Annotated in this window: 19 protein-coding genes and 1 pseudogene; 17 read left to right on the plus strand and 3 right to left on the minus strand. The window is 39.5% G+C overall.

Annotation, left to right across the window (positions count from 1 at the left end; all coding sequences use genetic code 11):
- Positions 1–281: 281 nt before the first annotated feature.
- From PYW34_RS00860 to PYW34_RS00875, 4 genes are all read left to right on the plus strand, one after another.
- Positions 282–884 carry a TVP38/TMEM64 family protein gene (locus tag PYW34_RS00860; protein WP_002294220.1) on the plus strand — a complete coding sequence of 201 codons (603 nt, stop codon included), beginning with the start codon at positions 282–284 and terminating at the stop codon, positions 882–884.
- A gap of 21 nt (positions 885–905) precedes the next feature.
- Entirely contained in the window at positions 906–1,394 is a 489-nt protein-coding gene (locus PYW34_RS00865) for a GNAT family N-acetyltransferase (RefSeq protein ID WP_002296548.1), read from the plus strand.
- A 321-nt stretch (positions 1,395–1,715) separates the two neighbouring features.
- The gene (locus tag PYW34_RS00870) at positions 1,716–3,089 is read left to right on the plus strand and encodes a hypothetical protein (protein ID WP_002294217.1); all 1,374 of its coding nucleotides are present in this window, start codon (positions 1,716–1,718) and stop codon (positions 3,087–3,089) included.
- Positions 3,073–3,540, plus strand: a complete 468-nt coding sequence (locus PYW34_RS00875) for a YaiI/YqxD family protein (RefSeq protein ID WP_002294214.1) — start codon at positions 3,073–3,075, stop codon at positions 3,538–3,540. The genes PYW34_RS00870 and PYW34_RS00875 overlap by 17 nt, the downstream gene beginning before the upstream one ends.
- Positions 3,541–3,788: 248 nt before the next feature.
- On the opposite strand, the gene PYW34_RS00880 is transcribed toward PYW34_RS00875, so the two are convergent.
- On the minus strand, positions 3,789–5,534 hold the full coding sequence (locus PYW34_RS00880; RefSeq protein WP_002329999.1) for an ABC1 kinase family protein: 1,746 nt from the start codon (positions 5,532–5,534) through the stop codon (positions 3,789–3,791).
- 195 nt (positions 5,535–5,729) lie between these two features.
- Between PYW34_RS00880 and PYW34_RS00885 the strand changes: the two genes are divergently transcribed.
- The 6 genes from PYW34_RS00885 (at position 5,730) to PYW34_RS00910 (ending at position 12,134) form a co-directional block, all read left to right on the plus strand.
- Complete coding sequence (locus PYW34_RS00885) at positions 5,730–6,806, plus strand: D-alanine--D-alanine ligase (protein ID WP_002293424.1); 1,077 nt, start codon at positions 5,730–5,732, stop codon at positions 6,804–6,806.
- Between the two features lie 152 nt (positions 6,807–6,958).
- A complete protein-coding gene (locus PYW34_RS00890) occupies positions 6,959–8,311 on the plus strand; it encodes a UDP-N-acetylmuramoyl-tripeptide--D-alanyl-D-alanine ligase (protein WP_002317074.1) in 1,353 nt (450 codons plus the stop codon).
- 321 nt (positions 8,312–8,632) lie between these two features.
- The gene (gene cshA, locus PYW34_RS00895; RefSeq protein WP_002294211.1) at positions 8,633–10,144 is read left to right on the plus strand and encodes a degradosome RNA helicase CshA; all 1,512 of its coding nucleotides are present in this window, start codon (positions 8,633–8,635) and stop codon (positions 10,142–10,144) included.
- Positions 10,145–10,273: 129 nt separating this feature from the next.
- Positions 10,274–10,624 carry a holo-ACP synthase gene (acpS, locus tag PYW34_RS00900; protein ID WP_002294209.1) on the plus strand — a complete coding sequence of 117 codons (351 nt, stop codon included), beginning with the start codon at positions 10,274–10,276 and terminating at the stop codon, positions 10,622–10,624.
- 15 nt (positions 10,625–10,639) lie between these two features.
- Positions 10,640–11,761, plus strand: coding sequence for an alanine racemase (alr, locus tag PYW34_RS00905; RefSeq protein WP_002294207.1), 1,122 nt, complete (start codon positions 10,640–10,642; stop codon positions 11,759–11,761).
- 10 nt (positions 11,762–11,771) lie between these two features.
- The gene (locus tag PYW34_RS00910) at positions 11,772–12,134 is read left to right on the plus strand and encodes a type II toxin-antitoxin system PemK/MazF family toxin (protein ID WP_002289874.1); all 363 of its coding nucleotides are present in this window, start codon (positions 11,772–11,774) and stop codon (positions 12,132–12,134) included.
- Between the two features lie 175 nt (positions 12,135–12,309).
- Here the strand turns inward: PYW34_RS00910 and rpsN are convergent, their stop codons facing one another.
- Positions 12,310–12,579, minus strand: a complete 270-nt coding sequence (gene rpsN, locus PYW34_RS00915; protein ID WP_002293413.1) for a 30S ribosomal protein S14 — start codon at positions 12,577–12,579, stop codon at positions 12,310–12,312.
- A gap of 189 nt (positions 12,580–12,768) precedes the next feature.
- Between rpsN and PYW34_RS00920 the strand changes: the two genes are divergently transcribed.
- The 3 genes from PYW34_RS00920 to PYW34_RS00930 all read left to right on the plus strand — a co-directional run bounded on the left by PYW34_RS00920 (position 12,769) and on the right by PYW34_RS00930 (position 19,147).
- A complete protein-coding gene (locus tag PYW34_RS00920; RefSeq protein ID WP_002294206.1) occupies positions 12,769–13,716 on the plus strand; it encodes an NADP-dependent oxidoreductase in 948 nt (315 codons plus the stop codon).
- Positions 13,717–14,021: 305 nt separating this feature from the next.
- A complete protein-coding gene (locus PYW34_RS00925) occupies positions 14,022–16,727 on the plus strand; it encodes a YhgE/Pip domain-containing protein (protein WP_002294203.1) in 2,706 nt (901 codons plus the stop codon).
- Positions 16,728–17,323: 596 nt separating this feature from the next.
- Entirely contained in the window at positions 17,324–19,147 is a 1,824-nt protein-coding gene (locus tag PYW34_RS00930; RefSeq protein WP_002294202.1) for an APC family permease, read from the plus strand.
- Positions 19,148–19,288: 141 nt separating this feature from the next.
- Here the strand turns inward: PYW34_RS00930 and PYW34_RS00935 are convergent.
- Positions 19,289–19,429, minus strand: a pseudogene (locus PYW34_RS00935) (transcriptional regulator); the annotation flags it as partial.
- A gap of 51 nt (positions 19,430–19,480) precedes the next feature.
- Here PYW34_RS00935 and PYW34_RS00940 point away from each other — a divergent pair.
- The 4 genes from PYW34_RS00940 to PYW34_RS00955 all read left to right on the plus strand — a co-directional run bounded on the left by PYW34_RS00940 (position 19,481) and on the right by PYW34_RS00955 (position 21,167).
- The gene (locus PYW34_RS00940; protein ID WP_002294200.1) at positions 19,481–19,609 is read left to right on the plus strand and encodes a hypothetical protein; all 129 of its coding nucleotides are present in this window, start codon (positions 19,481–19,483) and stop codon (positions 19,607–19,609) included.
- 339 nt (positions 19,610–19,948) lie between these two features.
- On the plus strand, positions 19,949–20,212 hold the full coding sequence (locus PYW34_RS00945) for a type II toxin-antitoxin system Phd/YefM family antitoxin (RefSeq protein ID WP_002294199.1): 264 nt from the start codon (positions 19,949–19,951) through the stop codon (positions 20,210–20,212).
- Positions 20,212–20,478: a Txe/YoeB family addiction module toxin gene (locus tag PYW34_RS00950; protein WP_002294198.1), complete on the plus strand. Its 267-nt coding sequence runs from the start codon at positions 20,212–20,214 to the stop codon at positions 20,476–20,478. Before PYW34_RS00945 ends, PYW34_RS00950 begins: the two co-directional genes overlap by 1 nt.
- Before the next feature lie 200 nt (positions 20,479–20,678).
- Positions 20,679–21,167, plus strand: a complete 489-nt coding sequence (locus tag PYW34_RS00955) for a mannosyl-glycoprotein endo-beta-N-acetylglucosamidase (protein WP_002294196.1) — start codon at positions 20,679–20,681, stop codon at positions 21,165–21,167.
- Positions 21,168–21,663: the final 496 nt, after the last annotated feature.

A 21,663-nucleotide genomic window follows, 5' to 3' on the forward strand; every position in this document is an offset into this window, starting at 1 on the left:
TGTAAAAAAGCTGTCTTTGCATCAAGCGATAAGAGCATCCAAATAAAACAGCTCCTCACGTTTTTCGTTGGGTTGGGCTTATTATCGTAGATGCAAGCTTTTGAACACCGTTTAACGAGAGGTTGTAACAGAAGTGGTCAGATGCAATAAATAAGAAGAAACTTACGAAAATTATTTCTCGAATTTGTGTGAGATTTCGACTTATTTTTTTGAAGAAGCTCTTTTGTCGCACCCCCTAAGGAGGCAGTTTTAATAAATGAAAAAAGATGTGGGGAATATAGATGTCTAAAAAAGGATCAGTTTTACAAAAATGTCTTCAGATCATGCCCATTATTGGTCTGTTTTTTTTCTTTGTGTTGATTCTTTATGCTTATCATCATGGGATTTTTCGATCGAGCACGTCTTTGCAAGCGTTTATCCAGCAATTTGGCAAGTATGCAGTGATGATATTTGTTCTGTTGCAAGTGATCCAAGTGATCATTCCTATTTTGCCGGGAGGGATCTCCTCAGTAGCGGGCATGCTGATGTTTGGCAATGGATTTGGGCTTTTATATAGTTGTATTGGCCTAGTGATTGGGGAAGCAATCGGATTTTTGCTTGTCCGTTACTATGGCGTAGCCTTTGTCCAGCTTATTTTATCGCCAAAAAAGTATCAGAAATTTGATGAATTGCTGACAAGAAAAACGAAAGATATTAAAAAAGTACTAGTTGTTACCTTGCTGCTTCCCTTTGCGCCAGACGACTTGATCTGTCTAGTAGCTGGTTTGACGAAATTATCTTTTAGGGAATTTATGCAGATTGTGATTTTCTTGAAACCGTGGTCGGTGGGTGTGTATAGCATGATCATGCTCTTTTTATTCCATCAAGCGCAAGGTCATTTATAATGTAAAAAAGGACGTGGGTGTATGGAAAAAATAAAAGTAACAGAAAATGAACTGGATGAGCTGATGGCAGTCATACAAGAAGTATGGCCGGAAGCTTTTGTGCCGATCATTGGTCAAAAACAAGTGGATTACATGCTGAAAACTTATCAGTCAAAAAAACAGATTCAAAAAGAACTGACAGAAGGTGTGTCCTACTTTTTATTAAAAAGCGAAGAAAAGACTGTCGGTTACACTGCTTATGAAGAGATAAATGGAAAAATTTATTTAAGTAAATTATATTTGCTAAATAAAGTACGTGGTCAAGGATTGACTTCTTCAGTTTTTCGCTGGTATGAAGAACTTGCTGCGCAAACAAAGGAAAGAGAGATCTTTTTGCGAGTGAATCAGGGGAATCATCAAGCAATCGAGGTTTATAAGCATGAAGGATTTGAGATTACAGAAGAACTTATTTCAGATATCGGTCAAGGATTTCAAATGGTCGATTATAAAATGAAAAAAGCTCTCGCATAAACATAGGAACTGTGTTAAAGTAAATTTATGCGACGGGTCGAGAAGGACTCTGGTTTACAGAGCTCCTAATTGATTTTGGAGGCACAGGATAATTGATTTCTATCTTTATCACCTGCCGGATGCAGGGGTGTCGGGCAAGACTTTTGTGGAGAAGGGCTTGTCTGCTTGAGTAATCAAGTACCGTAAAAATGCAGAAAGAAGCTTATGCTTCTTTCTGTATTTTTTTTTACAAGAATATATTCTGTAAAATTGGTTTATTTCCCCTTTAATGCTAAAATCGAAGAGCAGATTAGTTATAAGACTGTTTAAGGAGCCATTGTCATGTTCGAAAAACTCAAACGATTTGGGCGTAATTTTACACAAACAACGCCCTTTATCTTAAGTAACACGGTTATTTTTATTCCTTATCTTTTATTTTTGGGACTAACAGACTCGCATAATTGGCTGACGATTTTGCCATTTACGCTGTTTTATGCCTTTCGGATGACTGGACTATTTTTAGTCAACAGTCTACGATTTGGTCTAGATAGTTACACGTTGCTGATGATCGCTCTGCTGATTGGTGGTGCTGGTTCATTGCTTGGAATATTAGGCGTATTTTATTTTCCTTTATTTTATTTTTCAAGTGTTTTGCTAGGGCTGAGTGCAGCATGGCTTGTACCTGCTAATACCACGGTCAATTTTCACGAAAAGACGCAAGGTTTTATCAATATGGATGGGAAAAAGTACTTATTTGCAGCTATCTGGCTATTTCTCCTGTATCAAGCGATTGAGTTGCCTGCACCGACTCAGATTGCAGCAAGCTTTACTATTTATACACTTTTTTACGTCATGGCCTACCATACGGTTAGTCATTATCCGCGTTACGAACTGGATTTCAAAGACATCAAAAGAAATCTGGTAGCTACGCGAGAGCTTGTTTTATTTTTGATATTCTTTGGCTTATTGTTTCTTTTGAGAAATGCCCGATTGTTATTCGATGAAAGGCTTTTTGATCTTGCTATTTATGGTTTCTTGCTGCTGTTCATCTTGTTCGTGTTTGTTTTAGGACACCAGAAGAAGGAATGGAAGTTGCCAAGCTGGCTAAATCTGTTTACTTTTCTAAATGGAATGCTAGGGAATTTCCTTTTTTTATTTAGCAGTTTTTATGTTGGCATAATGTACGGATTAGAAAAACTTTCGATTTTTATGTATTTGCCTTATGCAGCAGGCTTGATTGCAGCAAAAATAGTCGGACCATGGATTTTGAAACGTTTAACATGGTCTCCATTGGCTATGCAATTGCTTGGACTGAGTTCTTCTTTATTGGTCCTCTTGATTCCAAATGGTTTTGCGATAGGTGTCTTTCTGCTTAGTTTCTGGCACGTAGTAACAGGCAGCTGGCTAAATAAGGAATATTATCAAACTGATGCAGCTATTCCAATGGATCGCCGGATCGTTGTCAAGTATACTACTCAAAATAAAGGGAGTGTGATCCACCAGTTTTTATTGATGACGCTTTTGTTTGTTTTAGCAAAAGAAATGGGAGAGCCAATCCATCTATTATTGATCACGCTGAACCATGAATCAGTGCCGATAGAAAGTGTACAACTGCTTATCTTGGCAAAATGGATCAATGTTGGTCTTTTACTGAGCGGATTAGTAACTGTTTATCATTTATGGAAGAAGGCGAAAAAGAATGAGGCTATTCATTGATGGAGATGGTTCTCCAGTAAAAGAAGATGTCATAAAATTAGGAGAATCCTATGGTCTTGACGTGGTTATCGTGACCAGTGTGGACCATTATACGACCAAAGAATACGCTAATCATGTCCAAATCGTCTACGTAGACCGCGGAGCTGATAGTGCGGATTATAAAATCGTCGGTATGGTTAAGAAGAATGACTTTTTGATCACGCAAGATTATGGTTTAGCTTCACTTGTATTGCCGAAGGGCGTCCGAGTGTTCCATCACTCTGGAAAAGAATTTGACGAAGCGAATATCGGCACGCTTCTAGAACAACGTTATCATAGTGGAAAGTTAAGAAAAGCTGGCATAAGGACAAAGGGTCCAAAACCCTTTACGGAGAAAGATCATATGTCTTTTTGTCAAGCGTTAAAAAAGGCAATTGACCAAGGTTTACCAAGTACAGAAGATAGTAGGTAACGAAGGTATTTTATTTATGCTCGAATACATCAAAAAGGGAACAGGGAAACAGGATAAATGTGCTCCATGTTCCTTTTTGATTGTTCTTATTACTGGGTGCAGAACAGCTTTTTCACATTTTTTATTCTCGGTGCTTCAGAAGTAGCCTCTTCGAAAAATAAGCCGAATTTTCACAAAAATTTGAGAAACAATTTATGCAAAATCCCTTCTTATTTCTTGAAGCTGATTCTTTCTGTCACAACCTTTTTCTACTTTTTCCTCTTCTTATACATTTGGATCAATGCATCGATTGCCAAAAAAATAATGACGAATGCGGCAATAGCATACGTAAATATCCCTAATAAGGAAACGACCTCTGCGTTTTCTACAGGTGCTGCTTGGACAAGCAGGGAGGACCCTACGATCAATGCAGCTAAAATCATACCGAAAACAAGCCGATTGATCATACTTTCGATCCTGCTCAATAATTTGTCTTGCTTTTTCAATTCCAAATTGACTTTTCCTTGTCCCGAAGTCCACATTTCTAATAGATGGTGGAGCTGTTGAGGGATCTTAGGCGCAGCCTTCATCCCTTCCAATAAGTCTAATCCGCTTTGTTTCAATGTATCTTCTACATCCAGATGAGTGAGAAAATAATGTTGGGCAAAAGGCGAAGCGACTTCCATGAGGGAAACTTCAGGGTCAAGGACGCGGATCACCCCTTCTAATGTCCCAAATGCTTTCAGCAAAAGCGTGATATCACGATCGAACTGCAGATTATTTTGATGACAAATCGTCACGACGTGTGTGAATACTTCTTGCAAGTTGATTTCATCAATAGGAGAATCATAATACTGTTCAAGAAAACTTGTCAGTTCTTGGTGGAACCGACTTTCATCAAACGAGCCTTCTTGCTGACAAAGTCGAAGGACCGCTTTTTCGATTCGATAAGCATCTTTCGTATACAGCGCTAAAACGGCTTGTGTGAGTTTTTGCCTAAGTCCTGCAGAAAGATGCCCCATCATACCAAAATCGATGTAGTTGATGGTATATGGCGCAACAGGGTCTTCTGTAGAAGTGGAGGCTCGAAAAGCAAAGGAACCGAACTCTTTTTCATGGACTATTTCAGTTTTTCGGCTAGCTTGTGTCTGTTCTTCTTTTTTTAGTACATGGAATAGCAGATTCCCTGGATGAGGATCAGCATGGAAAAAACCATCATCAAATACCTGTTTCATAAAGTTCTCAACTAAAAGCTTTGCAACTTCTTGTTTCAGCTGCTTGTTTTGAATTCCAGTGATAAAAGTTTCAGTTTTGTTTTCGGCGTTCATTAAATGGTTCAAGTTTTTACCAGACATTTCTTCCATCACGATCACTTTTTTCGAACAAAAAGCGTCATAAATCTTGGGGCTGCGGATCTCTTTCCAGCCATTGTTCTTTTGATAGAATTGTTCGCCATTTTGACTTTCTTTTAAGAAGTCCATTTCATTGATCAAGGAACGTTTTACTTCTTGGAGTACCCCTTTTAGATCAACTACGCTAGTTTCAGGAATGTATTTGATCAAAGGGATCGCTCGTTCAAATAGTTGAAGATCAAGTCGGATCTCTTCGGCGATGTTAGGGTGTTGGATCTTAACGACGACCGAGTCACCGTTCTTCAGCTTGGCACGATGAGCCTGCCCCATAGAAGCAGAGGCAAAAGGCGATTTGGAAAAATCATCGAATATATCTGATAATGAAAGAGAAAGTTCTGTTTCGATCGTCTTTTTGACCGTTGAAAATGTGTCGCTAGGTACACTATCTTGTAATGTTTTGAATGTTTGAGTGAAGGCAGAAGAAAGCAAATCTTCTCGAACAGAAAGCATCTGTCCTATCTTAATGAAGGTGGGGCCTAGTTCTTCAAAGGCTTTTTTTACCTGTTCGGGATTTTTTTGCTGTACAAAGTTTGGCACTACATTGTAATTGATGAACACTCGAATGATTTCTGCCAAGCGGCTACGTGGATTTGTTTGCGCCATCATCATCCCTCCTTTTCTTTATCATAACTTTTTATAAAAAACGGGACAAATAATCTAGCTGACAAAAAATAAATGACGTTTGTTCTTTTAGAAACCAACTCGTTTTTTTATAAATAAGTTATTCGTTTATTTTTGTTTTGTGCTAAAATATGAGAGTAAATCACTGAACGATTTAGAATACAGGAGGACAATCTTTTGAAGATTACTTTACTATATGGCGGACGCAGCGCAGAGCATGAAGTTTCCATTCTTTCCGCATTTTCAGTTTTAAATGCCATTTATTATAATTATTACCAAGTTCAACTCGTATTTATTACAAAAGAAGGACAATGGGTCAAAGGTCCATTACTAACAGAAAAACCTGCTAGCAAAGATGTCTTGCATCTTTCATGGGACCCAAGTGGACAGACAGAGGAAGGCTTTACAGGAAAAGTGATCAATCCGGGAGAAATCAAAGAAGAAGGAGCCATCGTTTTTCCAGTTTTACACGGGCCAAACGGGGAAGATGGAACGATCCAAGGCTTCTTAGAGACATTGAATATGCCTTATGTCGGCGCAGGCGTATTGACCAGTGCATGTGCCATGGATAAAATCATGACCAAGTATATTTTACAAGCTGCTGGTGTGCCGCAAGTTCCTTATGTACCAGTACTTAAGAATCAATGGAAAGAAAATCCTAAAAAAGTATTTGATCAATGTGAAGGTTCTTTGCTTTATCCGATGTTTGTCAAACCTGCGAATATGGGTTCTAGTGTCGGCATTACAAAGGCAGAAAACCGAGAAGAGCTGCAAAATGCTTTAGCAACAGCCTATCAGTATGATTCTCGAGCAATCGTTGAACAAGGAATTGAAGCGCGCGAAATCGAAGTTGCTGTATTAGGAAATGAAGATGTTCGGACGACTTTGCCTGGCGAAGTCGTAAAAGACGTAGCATTCTATGATTATGAAGCCAAATATATCAATAATAAAATCGAAATGCAGATTCCAGCCGAAGTGCCGGAAGAAGTTTATCAAAAAGCGCAAGAGTACGCGAAGTTAGCTTACACGATGTTAGGTGGAAGCGGATTGAGCCGGTGCGATTTCTTTTTGACAAATAAAAATGAATTATTCCTGAATGAATTAAACTCTATGCCAGGATTTACGGAGTTCAGTATGTACCCACTCTTATGGGAAAATATGGGCTTGAAATACGGTGATTTGATTGAAGAACTGATTCAATTAGGAATGAATCGATACCATCAGCGTCAATCTTTTTTTGAAAAAAATGAATAAAGAGAAATAAAGAAGAAGCTGGAGTGATTGCGTAACCGCGTTCATTCTAGCTTCTAAATACGAATAGAGAAATTTACTTGGAAGTGAGAGTCATGCGAACCCGCCGTTTAGGCCAAACGCTTTTTTCACAACCTTTTTTAGGAGAGATCTCAATGAATCTAACAATACAAGAAATTGCACAAGCCGTGGGCAGCGAATGCTCTGCACTGACAAAGATTACCAATGTCGAATTTGACAGCCGGAAGATAACCGAAGGAAGTTTATTCGTTCCTCTTGCTGGTACGCGAGATGGACATGAATTTATCCAGCAAGCGATCACAAACGGAGCATCTGCTTCATTTTGGAGCTTGCCTGTTGAACAAGCTCCAAAAGATTTTCCAGTTATTCCTGTAGCAGATCCTTTGAAAGCCATGCAGCAATTGGCAACCTATTACTTGGAAAAAGTAGGCGCAGAAGTCGTTGCAATTACAGGAAGCAATGGTAAAACCACCACGAAAGATCTAACCGCGTCTGTCTTGTCTGAAAAATACAAAACATATAAGACGCAAGGAAATTACAACAATAATATTGGTCTTCCTTACACGATTTTGCACATGCCCCAAGATACAGAAAAGATCGTCTTGGAAATGGGCATGGATCACGCCAATGAAATCACGGAACTTTCACTTATGGCTCAACCAAAAGCTGCAGCAATCACAATGATCGGTGAAGCACACATAGAAAATCTTGGGTCGCGAGAAGGAATCGCTAAAGCCAAAATGGAAATCACTGACGGACTTGTACCAGACGGATTACTCGTTGTGCCCGCAGATGAACCGTTGCTGACACCTTTAACGGCAACATTAGTACAAACAGTCACAACATTCGGTATTGGAAATGGCGATGTTCATGCGGAAGTGACAGCAAAAGGAAAAGCACAAACCGATTTTGTAGTAGAAGGAGAAACATTTACGATCCCGCTGCCTGGAAGTTATAATGTAACGAATGCTTTGATTGCGTATACGATCGGGCGCTTCTTTGGACTGTCCATACCTGAGATACGCCAAGGGCTCGCCCATGTTTCTATCACTCAAAACAGAACCGAATGGCTAACGGCAGGAAATGGTGCAGCTATTTTGAGCGATGTCTATAATGCAAATCCAACAGCCATGGGACTGGTATTAGATACTTTTAAAAATCTACCAACAAAAGGACGCAGAATAGCTGTGTTAGCAGATATGCTGGAATTAGGGAAAGAGTCTTTAAATATGCATGCGCAAATGAGTGAACATATCGATCCTGAGAAATTCGCCATGATTTTCCTTTATGGGGAACAAATGCATGCACTAAAAGAAGAATTGAACCAAAAATACCCCCAACTACCTGTGTTCTATTTTGAAAAAGAAAAGAATAAATTGATTGATGCTGTAAAACAAAATCTTGAAGCAACAGATAGTATTATGCTAAAAGGCAGCAACAGCATGGGCTTATTTGAAGTGGTAGAACAGCTTCAGCAAATGAAATAAAAATCTGTAAACTTGCAGAAAACGAAAAACTATGTTAGAATAACCTATTGCCGAAAGATGAAGAGAAATTGGACTGGTTTTGCCATAGAAACAACTTGTTGAAGCCAGATGTCATAATAATGATAAAGCTGAACGCGACCCGTTTGGCTTTTCTAATGCCTAAACTTCGCAAAGTGATTTTTCGGTGGTGCCACAGGGGCTAAGAATGGATAAAAACGTGCGTGGCCACTGTCAAAAAGAAACAATACACTTTGACCGAACAAATCGACGGGGTAGCAAAAAAGCTACATCCTCAGTTAACAACCATATAGGAGGATTCATTTGAAATTTAAAGAACTAGAATTATCACCAGAATTGTTGAAATCAGTCGAACGCGCTGGTTTTGAAGAAGCAACACCTATCCAATCAGAAACGATTCCACTAGCATTAGCTGGAAAAGACGTTATTGGACAAGCACAGACAGGTACAGGGAAAACAGCTGCATTTGGATTACCAATGTTAGAAAAAATCGATCCAGATCGTCACGAATTACAAGGTTTAGTTATCGCACCAACACGTGAGTTAGCTATCCAAACACAAGAAGAATTATATCGTTTAGGGCGCGACAAAAAAGTACGTGTACAAGCCGTTTACGGCGGAGCAGATATTGGCCGTCAGATCCGTGGCTTGAAAGATCGTCCACATATCGTTGTGGGTACACCAGGACGTATGCTTGACCACATCAACCGCCACACATTGAAACTTGGAACCGTTCAAACATTAGTTTTGGATGAAGCAGATGAAATGTTGAATATGGGCTTCTTGGAAGATATCGAAAAAATCATTTCACAAGTTCCTGATCAAAGACAAACATTACTTTTCTCAGCAACGATGCCGCCAGCTATCAAGAATATTGGCGTTAAATTCATGAAAAATCCACATCATGTGAAGATCAAAGCGAAAGAAATGACAGCTGACTTGATCGATCAATACTATGTCCGCGCAAAAGAATACGAAAAATTCGATATCATGACTCGCTTGTTTGATGTTCAAACACCTGAACTAACAATCGTCTTCGGACGTACAAAACGCCGTGTAGACGAATTGGCACGCGGATTAGAAGCACGCGGTTACCGTGCAGAAGGAATCCATGGCGATTTGTCTCAACAAAAACGAATGAGCGTATTGCGTTCATTTAAGAGCGGTCATTTAGATATCCTTGTAGCGACAGACGTTGCTGCACGTGGATTAGATATTTCAGGTGTCACTCATGTGTACAACTATGATATCCCTCAAGATCCAGAAAGCTACGTTCACCGTATCGGACGTACAGGCCGTGCCGGAAAAGGCGGTATGTCTGTGACTTTCGTTACACCAAATGAAATGGACTACTTGCATGTGATTGAAAACTTGACGAAAAAACGGATGACGACTTTACGTCCACCAACCGAAAAAGAAGCATTCAAAGGTCAATTAGGTGCTGCAGTTGAACAAATCGAAACAAAACTTGCAGAAAATGGTCTAGATAAATACCTGCAAACAGCAGATAAATTATTAGAAGAATATTCTGCACAAGATTTAGTTGCACTTTTGCTAAAAACGACAGCAAAAGATCCAGCTGATGCAGTGCCAGTGAAGATCACACCAGAACGCCCATTGCCAATGCAGAAAAAAGGATACAATAAAAATGGCAAACGTGGTGGCGGAAACAACCGTAATCGTCGTGACGGCGGTAATTATCGTGGAAACAAATCAAAAGGCGGTTATAGCAAAAATAATAACAGCCAAAAAGATGGCGGTAAACGTCACAACGATAAAAAACGCGGATTTGTAATCCGTTCAAATAACGATTAAACATAAAATGAAAGTTTCTCTTTTTTAAGAGAAACTTTCATTTTTGTTATTTGTGGACTTATTTGTGGCAAAATGGTTATAATTTGGTAGAATGAGAGTGTTCTAAATTTATTGAAAAGAGAAAAGCATATGATAAAAGGAATTGGGATCGATGCAGTCGAACTTCCTAGGATCACTCGGCTGATCGAAGAAAAACCAAAATTCATTGCACGAATCTTGACCTCTGATGAAATGAAACTATTCCAGTCCTTGCCTTTTCATCGCCAAGTAGAATTTTTAGGCGGGCGTTACGCTTGCAAAGAGGCTTTCTCTAAAGCTTGGGGAACTGGGATCGGAAAAGTTACCTTTCAAGATGTCGAGATTTTAAAAAATGAAAACGGTCAGCCTGTTGTGACGCGTTCACCTCATGAAGGCAAAGTATGGGTCAGTATTACTCATACAAATGAAACAGCTTTTGCACAAATTATTTTGGAAGACTAGAAAGAAGGAAAAACGATGGTTGTCGCTTGGCACCGCCCAACGAAAGCAGTGATACATAAAAAAGCTATAACTGAAAATGTAGCAAATGAAGTTGCAAGACTTCCGCAAGGAAAAGAATTGTTTGCAGTAGTAAAAGCAAACGGATACGGTCATGGAGCTATTGAAACAGCTGAGGCAGCAGTTGCAGGTGGAGCTTCGGGCTTTTGTGTTTCAAATTTAGATGAAGGAGTCGAGTTGAGAGAAGCTGGATTTACTCAGCCCATCCTTATCTTGAATATGGTTCCTTACGACGCACTGACTGTAGCTGTTGCTCATGATTTATCAGTAACTGCAGGTACACGGGAATGGTTGCAGGCAGCAGCTGCTGTTTTAGAGAAAAGTAAGCTAGAGACGCCTCTTTCGATTCATCTAAAAGCAGACACTGGGATGGGTCGTATCGGATTTTGTACACCTGAAGAAGTAAAAGAGGCAGCTGCATTCATCAAAGAAAGTCGTGTATTAGAATGGGAAGGTTTATTTACCCATTTTTCTACAGCAGATCAGGCAGATGATACATATTGGAATCTGCAAAAAGAACGCTTTATAGAAGTGCTAAAAAAACTTCCCGAACTTCCTCGATATATACATGTCAGCAATAGTGCAACGGCTTTATGGCATGATGAAACAATCGGCAATATGATTCGTTATGGAGTAGCAATGTACGGACTGAATCCCTCTGGGCACGCACTACCGGAAGTTTATCCACTGCAGCCAGCACTTGAGCTGGTTTCTGAATTAATTCAAGTCAAAAAACTCCCAGCAGGTGAAGGAATCGGCTATGGAGAAACATATATCACTCCTGAAGCAGAGTGGATCGGAACGATACCGATCGGTTATGCAGATGGCTGGCCACGAAAGATGCAGGGTTTTTCTCTATTGGTAGAAGGGAACTACTGTGAAACGATTGGGCGTGTATGTATGGATCAACTGATGATCCGATTGCCTCAAGAATTTCCTGTCGGAACAAAAGTGACGCTTATCGGCAAAAATGCAGACAAAGAAATCACTATGCAGGATATAGCAGATCAATTAGGTACGATCCACTATGAAGTGGCTTGCGGATTAGGACAGCGGATACCAAGAGAATATCAAGAATAAGGAGGATCCTATGGTAAAAAGAGGAGATATTTATTTTGCTGATCTTTCTCCAGTCGTGGGATCGGAGCAAGGCGGAACACGCCCAGTTTTGGTTATTCAAAATAATCTAGGTAACCATTTTAGCCCGACGATCATTGTTGCGGCCATAACGGCAAAAATGGCTAAACCTAAGCTTCCGACTCATATTGGGATCAAAGCTACTGGAACAGGAATAGAAAGAGACTCCGTTATCCTGTTGGAGCAGATCAGAACGATCGATAAATCAAGATTGAAAGAAAAGGTCTGCCATTTGGATCGACCCATTATGGCAGAAGTTGACCGAGCATTGAAAATTAGTGTGGGTATCGAAGCACTGACTCCTGTTACTAAATAAATATAGCGAAGTAACCATGCAGCCTTTACATATAAAAAAGGACCAGCTGTGCGTAAAAAAAGATACGTCTGCTTCTAGTACCAGCATTTCTGCTAGAAGAAGCGAACGTATCTTTTTTGATGATCCAAGGAGTGGTCCATGCGCCCTCCTCCTTTACATTACAGCCAGACTTGGATTACCAGCTGGCTTTTTTTACTCCTGGAATCAAACCTTTATGTGCTAATTCACGGAATTTTATACGGGACATCCCGAATTTACGCATGTATCCGCGAGGGCGTCCATCGATCAAATCACGATTTTTCAATCGTTCTGGACGAGCATCTAAAGGAAGTTTGCGCAAGCCTTCGTAATCTTTTTGCGCTTTTAATTCCTGGCGTAAAGCAGCATAGCGTTCAATCGTTTCTTGCTGTTTTTTTGCTTTGGCAATCTTTGATTTTTTAGCCATCAACAAATTCCTCCAATTATTTTTTATTAGCGTAAATCGTAATCTTTACGCTTTTAGATAAATAATTTAACACGTTACGCGAAAAAAGACAACTATTTTGTTTTGAATCATGCGCCAAAACGAAAAGACATTTTTTTTGTCAAAATAAAGGCATAAACGTAAACTTAAAGAAAAAGGGAGATGGTGACCATGCGAAGATTTGCAATTAACGGTTACGGAGAAGCACAAGATGTTTTTGAAGAAATCGATGCTCATCCCAGAGAAGTCGGTTCTGGACATGTTCGTGTAGAAATAAAAGCATTCAGTGTGAATCCTTATGATGTTGCCTTGCGTTTAGGAGAAATGAAAGAGATACGAACATTGAAATTCCCTTATGTACCAGGTAATGATGGCGCTGGTATTGTGACAGAGATTGGTTCAGATGTCACAACTGTTCATGTAGGTGATCGAGTAGCTGTCCATGCAGTCGGCGGGACTTACGGAGAAGAAGTCGTGTTGCCATCAGCAAAAGTAGCAAAAATTCCAGATAAAATGAGTTGGGAAGAAGCAGCCGGAATGGTCACGCCAGGAATTACGGCTTATAATCTAATCAACCATTTGACGGAAATCCAGCCGACAGATACTGTAATGATACTAGGAGCATCAGGTGCGGTCGGGTCAAGTCTGATCCAGCTTCTCCATGAAAAGGGAATCCGAATCTTAACCAGTGCATCCAGTAAAAATGAGGAAAAGGTAAAAAAATTAGGAGCTTCAGCATTTGCTGCTTATGATAAAACAAATCCAGGTCTGCAATTTGCTGATCAGGCAGACCTTGTAATCGATGCGACGAAAGGAAGTATCAAAGGAGAAACCGGCATCCAGATCATGAAACCAGGCGGCAGGTATGTTGCATTAAATGACCTCCCAGATCTAGATTTGCGGCAAAAAAAGGAAGGCTTTTATGAATCGTTTGTTCCAAGAAAGGAATATCTAGATGCAGAAGCCTTTGCTGGCATAATCAAAGCCTACCAAAAAGGAGCCTTTCATGTTTTTATTTCAATGAATCTGTCTGCTTCCCTTAAGCATGTCATCCAAGCACATCAGCTAGTTGAAGGACATCCTCCTGCTGGGAAAATCATCCTGTCATTCGAAAAATAAGAAATACAGGAATAAAAAACGAAAAAAGCTGAAACATTTTTGTAGGGGCAAAGACAAAAAATGTTTTAGCTTTTTTGCGTATACGTATAATAGATAAAAACTTTGGCATAAAATTATCTTTCCCTTTTATTTCATGATAAAGTAAAGTCTGTAATCCTTAATTATTTCTCAATATGTAAGAGATTACAATGAGACAATTGCCGTGATATGTCCAAAAATTCGACTTTTTTGAAAAAAGCCGATTGAAAAAAGTATGAAATACATGGTAAAGTAATTCAGCTGAAAAAAGAAGAAGGGGGAGAACTATGCAGTCAATCAAAAATACGCTTCGATTATATTTGCTTGACTGGAAACGGATTTTCAAAAACCCGATTGCAACACTTCTGATCATCGCGATCATGATCATCCCTTCGCTATATGCGTGGTTTAACATCAAAGCATTATGGGATCCATATGGAAATACTGGAGAGCTGCCAATTGCTGTTTACAGTGCAGACAAGCCAGCAGAGTTTCAAGGTAAAGAAGTGGCCATTGGGGAGCAAGTCATCGAATCGCTTCATAAAAATAAACAATTAGGATGGCAATTCGTTGATTCAAAAGAACAATTAGAAGACGGAGTCCGTTCCGGAAAGTATTACGCAGGTATTTACTTGCCAAAGGATTTCTCAGAAGATCTGCTGAGTTTTACTAGTGGTGATATCAAGAAACCAAAAATCGAATATACGGTAAATGAAAAAATCAATGCGATTGCACCGAAAATCACCGATAAAGGAGCAAGTTCGATCCAATCGCAAATCACAAATGAATTTATCAAAACAGCCAGTTCGACTTTATTGAAAGTATTCAATGAGATAGGTTACGACATCGATACGAACCTAGTAAGTATCAATAAAGTCAAAGATATGATTTTATCAACAGATGAAAATTTGGACACGATCGACGGCTACACAAAACAAGTCCTCGAATTACAAAGTCAACTACCTGAAATCAAGGAAAAACTGAATAAAGCAAATGAATTCGTGGATTATATCCCTAAAGTAGATGAGATGGGTGAAAAAGTCGTTGCATTGAATGACAAAATGCCTGAGTTGAAAGATCAAGCAAAAATCATCCTTGATTTGCAAGAAAAAATCCCAGAGATCCAAAATGCCGGTAAACAACTAGCAGAGATCGACGGCGATTTTGCTTCGATCCAAGAGACAATGAACCAAGGAATCGATGAAGCAAAACAAGGCTTGACGATCATCCAACAAGTACAGGATATCTTGCCAGATGTGAAAAATTTAGAAAATCAGGCAAGTGATCTAGCAAACCAAACAAAATCAGGTGCCTCTCAGCTGAAAGATGCGATACCAAGCATCACAAACAGTGTAGATGTTACATTGAAATCAATTGGACAAGTGGCAACAACGACAGGTTCGTTAATAGATACTGTAAGAACAGCTATTGAAGATGGTAAGCTGACTGATGATGAAAAGAAAAACATCAGCAATGTATTGAACGGCTTTATTGACGGAATATCTCAACAACAAAATGCAATCGATAAACTGGTCGAGTTCCTGACTAAATTGCAAACAAGTGCTGGAAATACGAAATTGCAGCCAATTATTGATCAGCTAAATCAATTAAAACCCTTGCTAAGCAATCTGCAAAACCGCCTATCTGCTTTGAACACAGCTGTTCAAAATGAAGACACGAAGGCTATTGATGAATTGCTAGATCAAATTGATGCCGTTGTTAATAATATCAATGGCATCATTGCTGGTATCAATACAGGTCAAATCAGTTCCACTGTCACTTCTCTATTAGACCAAGTCATCGATACGATTGGGACTGCGCAAGGGGCGCTAAGCAAAGCGGACCAGATCGACTTTGATTCGCTTCTCAGTTCAACGAAAGCAACTGTAACGAATGCAGTGGCAATTTTAGAAAAATATCAAAAAGAAATGCCTGCAATTGGACAAGAAATCCATGATGCCAATACAATGCTGAATGGAAATATGGATACCATCGTCAATGGCATCAATGAAGGGGCAGACCTATACAACAATGAATTACCGATCCTTCAGCAAAAATTAGGATTGGCCGCTGATTTTATCCAAAATGATTGGCCAGCACTAAAAAATGAAATCACCGGTACATTGACAACAGTAAATGAAAAAATGCCAGAAGTCGAAACAGCTGTGAACGCTGCTGCGGACTTGATCAACAATGACTGGCCAAATATCAAAGCTGGTATCCAAAAAGCAGCAGACGCGATCCGAAAAGGCGAACAAGAAGTCGATCTAGGCGAAGTCATCAAATTATTGAAACTAGATGCAACAAAAGAAAGTGACTTTTTTACACAACCTGTTGAGCTACAAACCAATGCGCTTTATCCAATCGCAAATAACGGTTCAGCTAGCACCCCGTTTTATACTGCACTATGTCTGTGGGTCGGCGCTGTTCTTCTTTCAAGTGTTGCTACGACAGAATACTATTTAGGAAAGAAAGACCGAAACAATTTTACGAAACGAGAACAATTCGTTGCTCGTATGCTGACATTTTTGACAATGGCGATTGCGCAAAGCTTGATCGTTACATTAGGGAATATTTTCTTACTAGGAGTAGATGTCCAAAATCCGGTCTACAGCGTGTCATTTGCTGTCTTGATCGCCTTAGCGTTCATGATGATCGTCTATGTCTTGGCTGCATTATTCGATAATGTCGGTAAAGGGATCGCTATTATCATCTTAGTACTGTCGATCTCTGGCGGAGGCGGGAACTATCCGATCCAAGTCTCAGGGAAATTCTTCCAAATGATCAATCCGTTCTTGCCATTTACTCATGCGGTAAACTTGTTACGGGAATCTGCAGGAGGAATTTATTGGCCAAATGCTACGAAAGCAATCTGGATCATGATCGGTCTGTTTGTTGTCTTTGGAATCGTAGGAACGGCAATCTATCCGTTCATCGAAGAAAAAATGACGAAATTCAAAGAAGCGGCGCATGAGAGCCATATTTTTCATTAAAAAAAGAGGTTGTGAAATCAGCGTTTTGACCTGAGTATTAGAGAAAAAAATGGAAAAATAGTTCCTCATATTTTGCCGTTTTTTGAGCTAATGCCGAGGGTCAGCTGATTGAACACCGTGTACCAAGAGGTTGTGAAAAGGCTGTTCTGCATCAAGTAATAAGAACGACCAAATAAAAACAGCTTCTTATGTTTTTAATTTGGTTGGGCTTATTACCGCAGATGCAAGCTTTTAAACACCGTTTATCAAGAGGTTGTGACAACTGCGCTATGCTTCGAGTAGTAAGAATGATGGGTAGAAAGCAACCTTACATCTCTCTTTCAAAAGTTAAGATATCAAAAAGGATAGAACTTGATTTTCTAAGTCAAGTTCTATCCTTTTATTATAGAATTCAAAGAAAAAGCCCATAAAAAAATGTTAGATTTTTGCTGTATTAAAGCGTTTGAAAAAGCGCTTGATATTTTTCTGTTTTTTTCCAATTATTTTCTTAAAGTTTATTGACTTTTAAGGTCAGTGAGCGTACTATAACATCTTGTTTACTATAAATTTTCGACTATAAAACTTGAAGTAAAATTGTGTGTAAAGGAGTTTAGAAATTGGATTACTTAAAAAGGTTGTTAGTAGGTAAGCCTTTAAAATCTGCTGAAAATGATGAGCACAAATTAACCCGATTTGCTGCTTTGGCATTATTGTCGTCTGATGCGTTATCATCTATTGCATATGGTACGGAACAAATCGTTGTCGTTTTAGTCGCTTTGTCTGCTGCAGCCATCTGGTATTCGCTACCCATTGCCGCTTTTGTTATTATTTTATTGATTTCATTAACGCTATCATATCGTCAAATCATCCATGCTTATCCTCATGGCGGGGGAGCATATGTCGTCAGCAGTGAGAATCTTGGAAAGAATGCTGGCTTGATTTCCGGTGGCTCTTTATTGATCGACTACATGTTGACAGTAGCAGTATCTGTCTCAGCAGGTGCTGAAGCGATCACATCAGCGGTGCCAGCACTCTACGGTCATCAAGTCGCTATTTCTGTGACAATCGTTTTGCTACTGATGATGCTGAATCTTCGTGGGCTGAGGGAATCTGCATCGTTCCTATTATTTCCGGTGTACACATTTATCCTTGTGATCTCGTTACTGATCGTTGTTGGTTTATATAATATCGTGACAGGTGCTGTGCCATTGCAAGCTACTGCACTTCCAGGAGCGGCTGTGCCGGGTGTTTCTATCGCTTTGATTTTACGAGCATTTTCTTCTGGTTCTTCCTCTTTAACTGGGGTGGAGGCGATTAGTAATGCTGTACCATTCTTTAAGAAGCCAAGAGCAAAAAATGCCGCTGCTACATTGACGATGATGGCATTGATCTTAGGTTTCTTCTTCGTGGGGATCACATTTATCAACTATTGGTATGGGATCGTTCCTGAAAAAGAAGTCACTGTTTTGTCTCAAATTGGTAAAGCTGTCTTTGGACATGGTATTTTGTATTACGTCCTTCAATTTGCTACAGCGCTGATTTTAGCAGTTGCTGCTAACACCGGTTTTTCTGCTTTTCCAGTTCTTGCATACAATCTGGCAAAAGATAAATTCATGCCTCACATGTATCAAGATCGTGGGGATCGACTAGGCTATTCCAATGGGATTATCACACTAGCGCTAGGTTCGATCGTATTGCTGTTTATTTTCCATGGCTCAACAGAACGCTTGATTCCGTTATACTCTATCGGCGTGTTCATTCCATTTGCTTTATCTCAAACAGGGATGGTCGTCAAATGGAAAAAAGAAGGAAAAAGATGGTTAAGCAAGTCGATTGCCAATATTACAGGTGCGTTCATCTCATATGCAATCATTGCGATTTTGTTCGTCTATCGGTTAGGGGACATTTGGCCTTTCTTCATCATTATGCCAATCGTTATGTTCATTTTTTATAAGATCCATGATCATTATAAAAAAGTAGCAGAACAGCTTCGTTTAGAAAATGATGCAAAACTACATGATTATGACGGGAATACCGTTCTTGTATTAGTCGGGAATGTGACACGGGTAAATATCGGTGCGTTGAATTACGCACGTTCGATCGGTGATTATGTCGTTGCGATGCATGTTTCGCTAGACGAAGATGTCGAAAAAGAAAAAGAAATCGAAGCAGAATTTAAAAAGCATTTCCCAGATGTCCGTTTTTCAATCGTCCACTCTTCTTATCGCTCGATTGAAAATCCAATTATCCGTTATGTAGATATCGTAAGTAAAAATGCAGCGAAACAAAACTATACAACTACTGTGTTGATTCCTCAATTTGTACCAAACAGACGCTGGCAGAATATTCTCCATAACCAAACAAGTTTGCGGTTAAGATTGCGATTGTCTTGGCGTGAAAATATCGTTGTCAGCACCTATAGCTACCATTTGAAGAAATAAACCAAGTTTTAAAATCAAAAACAGACCCTCTAGCTCTTAATTGAAGCTAGAGGGTCTGTTTTGTCTTATTCCCAGCTAAAGGTGCCCTCTATAAGCCATTAAAGATGGGAACAGCGTATGAAATGTTATTATTCTTCCTATTTAGCTGTAAAACATTTTGATTTTGATGTCTTGATCATAATTTCCGAATCCTTTGCCAAATAATGTACAGCCTCCTATATTTTCAGCTTCTTCCTTTACCTCGACTCTTAAGTGCCATGTGTCTTCATAAGTAGAAATCTCAGCCTCGTCAAGTGACCATTTTTTGTTACCATAACTCAGTGCCATTTTTAATTGGTGATTCACAAACCCGACGGTCTAAGCAAGTATCAAATCGATAGTGAACATGAATGGCAGGAGACGAAAGAGGCAATCATTTTTGAGGCAGTAGAAGACTTGACGGCCAAAATCAGTTTTGAATAACCGTTACAAATCTTTCGTGGGTATCCTCAGGTTATTCAAGATATCAATCAAGTCACACTGCAACGAGGAACCTTCGTGTATTGGTGTTGTTGCATAGACTCACAGGCTTTAGATTCGACCTTTGCTAAAGATGATACGTTGTTACCAATTACTTTACGTTTGGCTACCGCTAGTCGTAAAGGAGTAAGAAGTGAGCGTGGACAAAGATCCTCCCTAAAAAGGGGTCTTTTTCTCTATGTAAAAAAGAGGAAAAGTTTGCTGAATTTAAGTGCTTTATTGTATTTTTTGACGTACTTAATCAAGTACGCTATAATTATATCAGAAAAAGGAGGAGAGACAATGGCTAATACAACGATGAATCCTAGCACTGCTCGTAAAAATTTTTATCAGTTATTGAAAGAGGTAAATGAAAATCATACTGAAATCGAGATTATTAGTGATCGTAGTGGAAACAATGCTGTATTGATTGGGCTAGAAGACTGGAGAGCGATTCAAGAAACCCTTTTTCTTGAGCAAACAGGTACTTTAGATAAAGTACGAGACCGCGAAAAAGACGACAGTGGCTTTACGAATATCGATGATATTGATTGGGAAGCTCTTTGATGAGTAACTATACAGTCGCAATCAAAAACTCTGCGAAAGTGGATTTAAGAAAAATCAAGCAATCGAATTTAAAGAAACAATTTGAAGAAGTGATTCAGACATTGAAGGAAGATCCATATATGCCCACGCAGTCTTTTGAAAAGCTGAGACCTACACATGAAGGCAGATACTCACGCAGGCTGAATAGACAGCATCGAGTGGTTTACAAAGTTGATGAGGAAAATAAAGTTGTGGAAATTTATTCTGCCTGGACACATTATGAGTGAAGTGAGAAGAGCCAACCTTTTTAGATAGTTAACAAAGAGTCTCCCCAAAAAGGAGACTCTTTTTTTGTTCTAAAACCAACCTTCTTGGATTTATTGCATGATTTCTTTAATTTGTTCCTATATCTCCACCTTTGAAGGGTCATTGTTTGAGTTTAGGAATGGAATGTTGACGGGTTTATGTAAAACAAGGAGGAAGAAGTGTGACAAGGAAAATCAGTAAAATTGGAGCATCGTTGTTAGTGTTGGCAGTGGCAACGACCATCGATTATCGCCAAAGTGAGGCGAAGACAATTGGAAATGTCGTTTATCGAGAAACAGCCAAAAGTATGTTGAAAAAAGCAATGGACAATCAACCGGAGTCGTCTTATTGGTTCCCAAAGGATTCGTTGGCATGGTCTTTTGGAAAAGATACAGATACGAAATACAATACCAGTGTCGTTCCTTTAGCAGAGCGGGTATCCAAAGCGACATTGCCGAACATGAATGTCACACAAACGGAAGAAGTCAAAGTCGTGGCGCTTTCGGCCATGAATAGCAGTATCAACGGCAATGCATCACGAGGGATCGATATCTTTTACGCCAATGTCTTTTCTTATTGGCAATATATCGATCAATTGGTTTACGGGGGTGCTCTTCTGGTGAAGGATCATCGTATCGCCAAGTCTAGTTGCGACGGATGCAGTCCATAAGAATCGTGTACCGGTTTTAGGAACCGCAAACCTCCCATGGCGAGAAGCTGGAATGGCTAGATATGTTTTTAGCCAAGGATGAGGATGGCAAGTTCCCGATTGTAGAAAAGATGATCGAAGTTACCGATACGGCAGTCACCAGTTTTGATGATGCAGCTGAAGGCGTCGAACAATCGAGGACTGATGGAAAAGGCTTAAATGAAAGCCACGCCAAAGGATGTAAGAATTGATGCCCAATTCAAAGAACAAGCAGACGAGTATTTAGAGATCATGTGGTATGAATTCCATGACGAGTGATGGGAAAATGGATTGGCAAAATGCCTTAGCGGATAAGAAAAAAACTTAGTCGGTGGATGCAGAGATGAACCCGTTGGCAGTATGAAGTTGGAGTATACGGAATGGACAAATAGTTAAAAAAAGCAACTCTTTGCCCATAAGGAGGGAAGAATCAGAGTGGATTATTGCCTTAAAAAATGACAGAACTAAAAAAGCCTTT

Origin of the sequence: Enterococcus faecium, assembly GCF_029023785.1 — a bacterium.
GTDB classification, from domain to species: domain Bacteria; phylum Bacillota; class Bacilli; order Lactobacillales; family Enterococcaceae; genus Enterococcus_B; species Enterococcus_B faecium.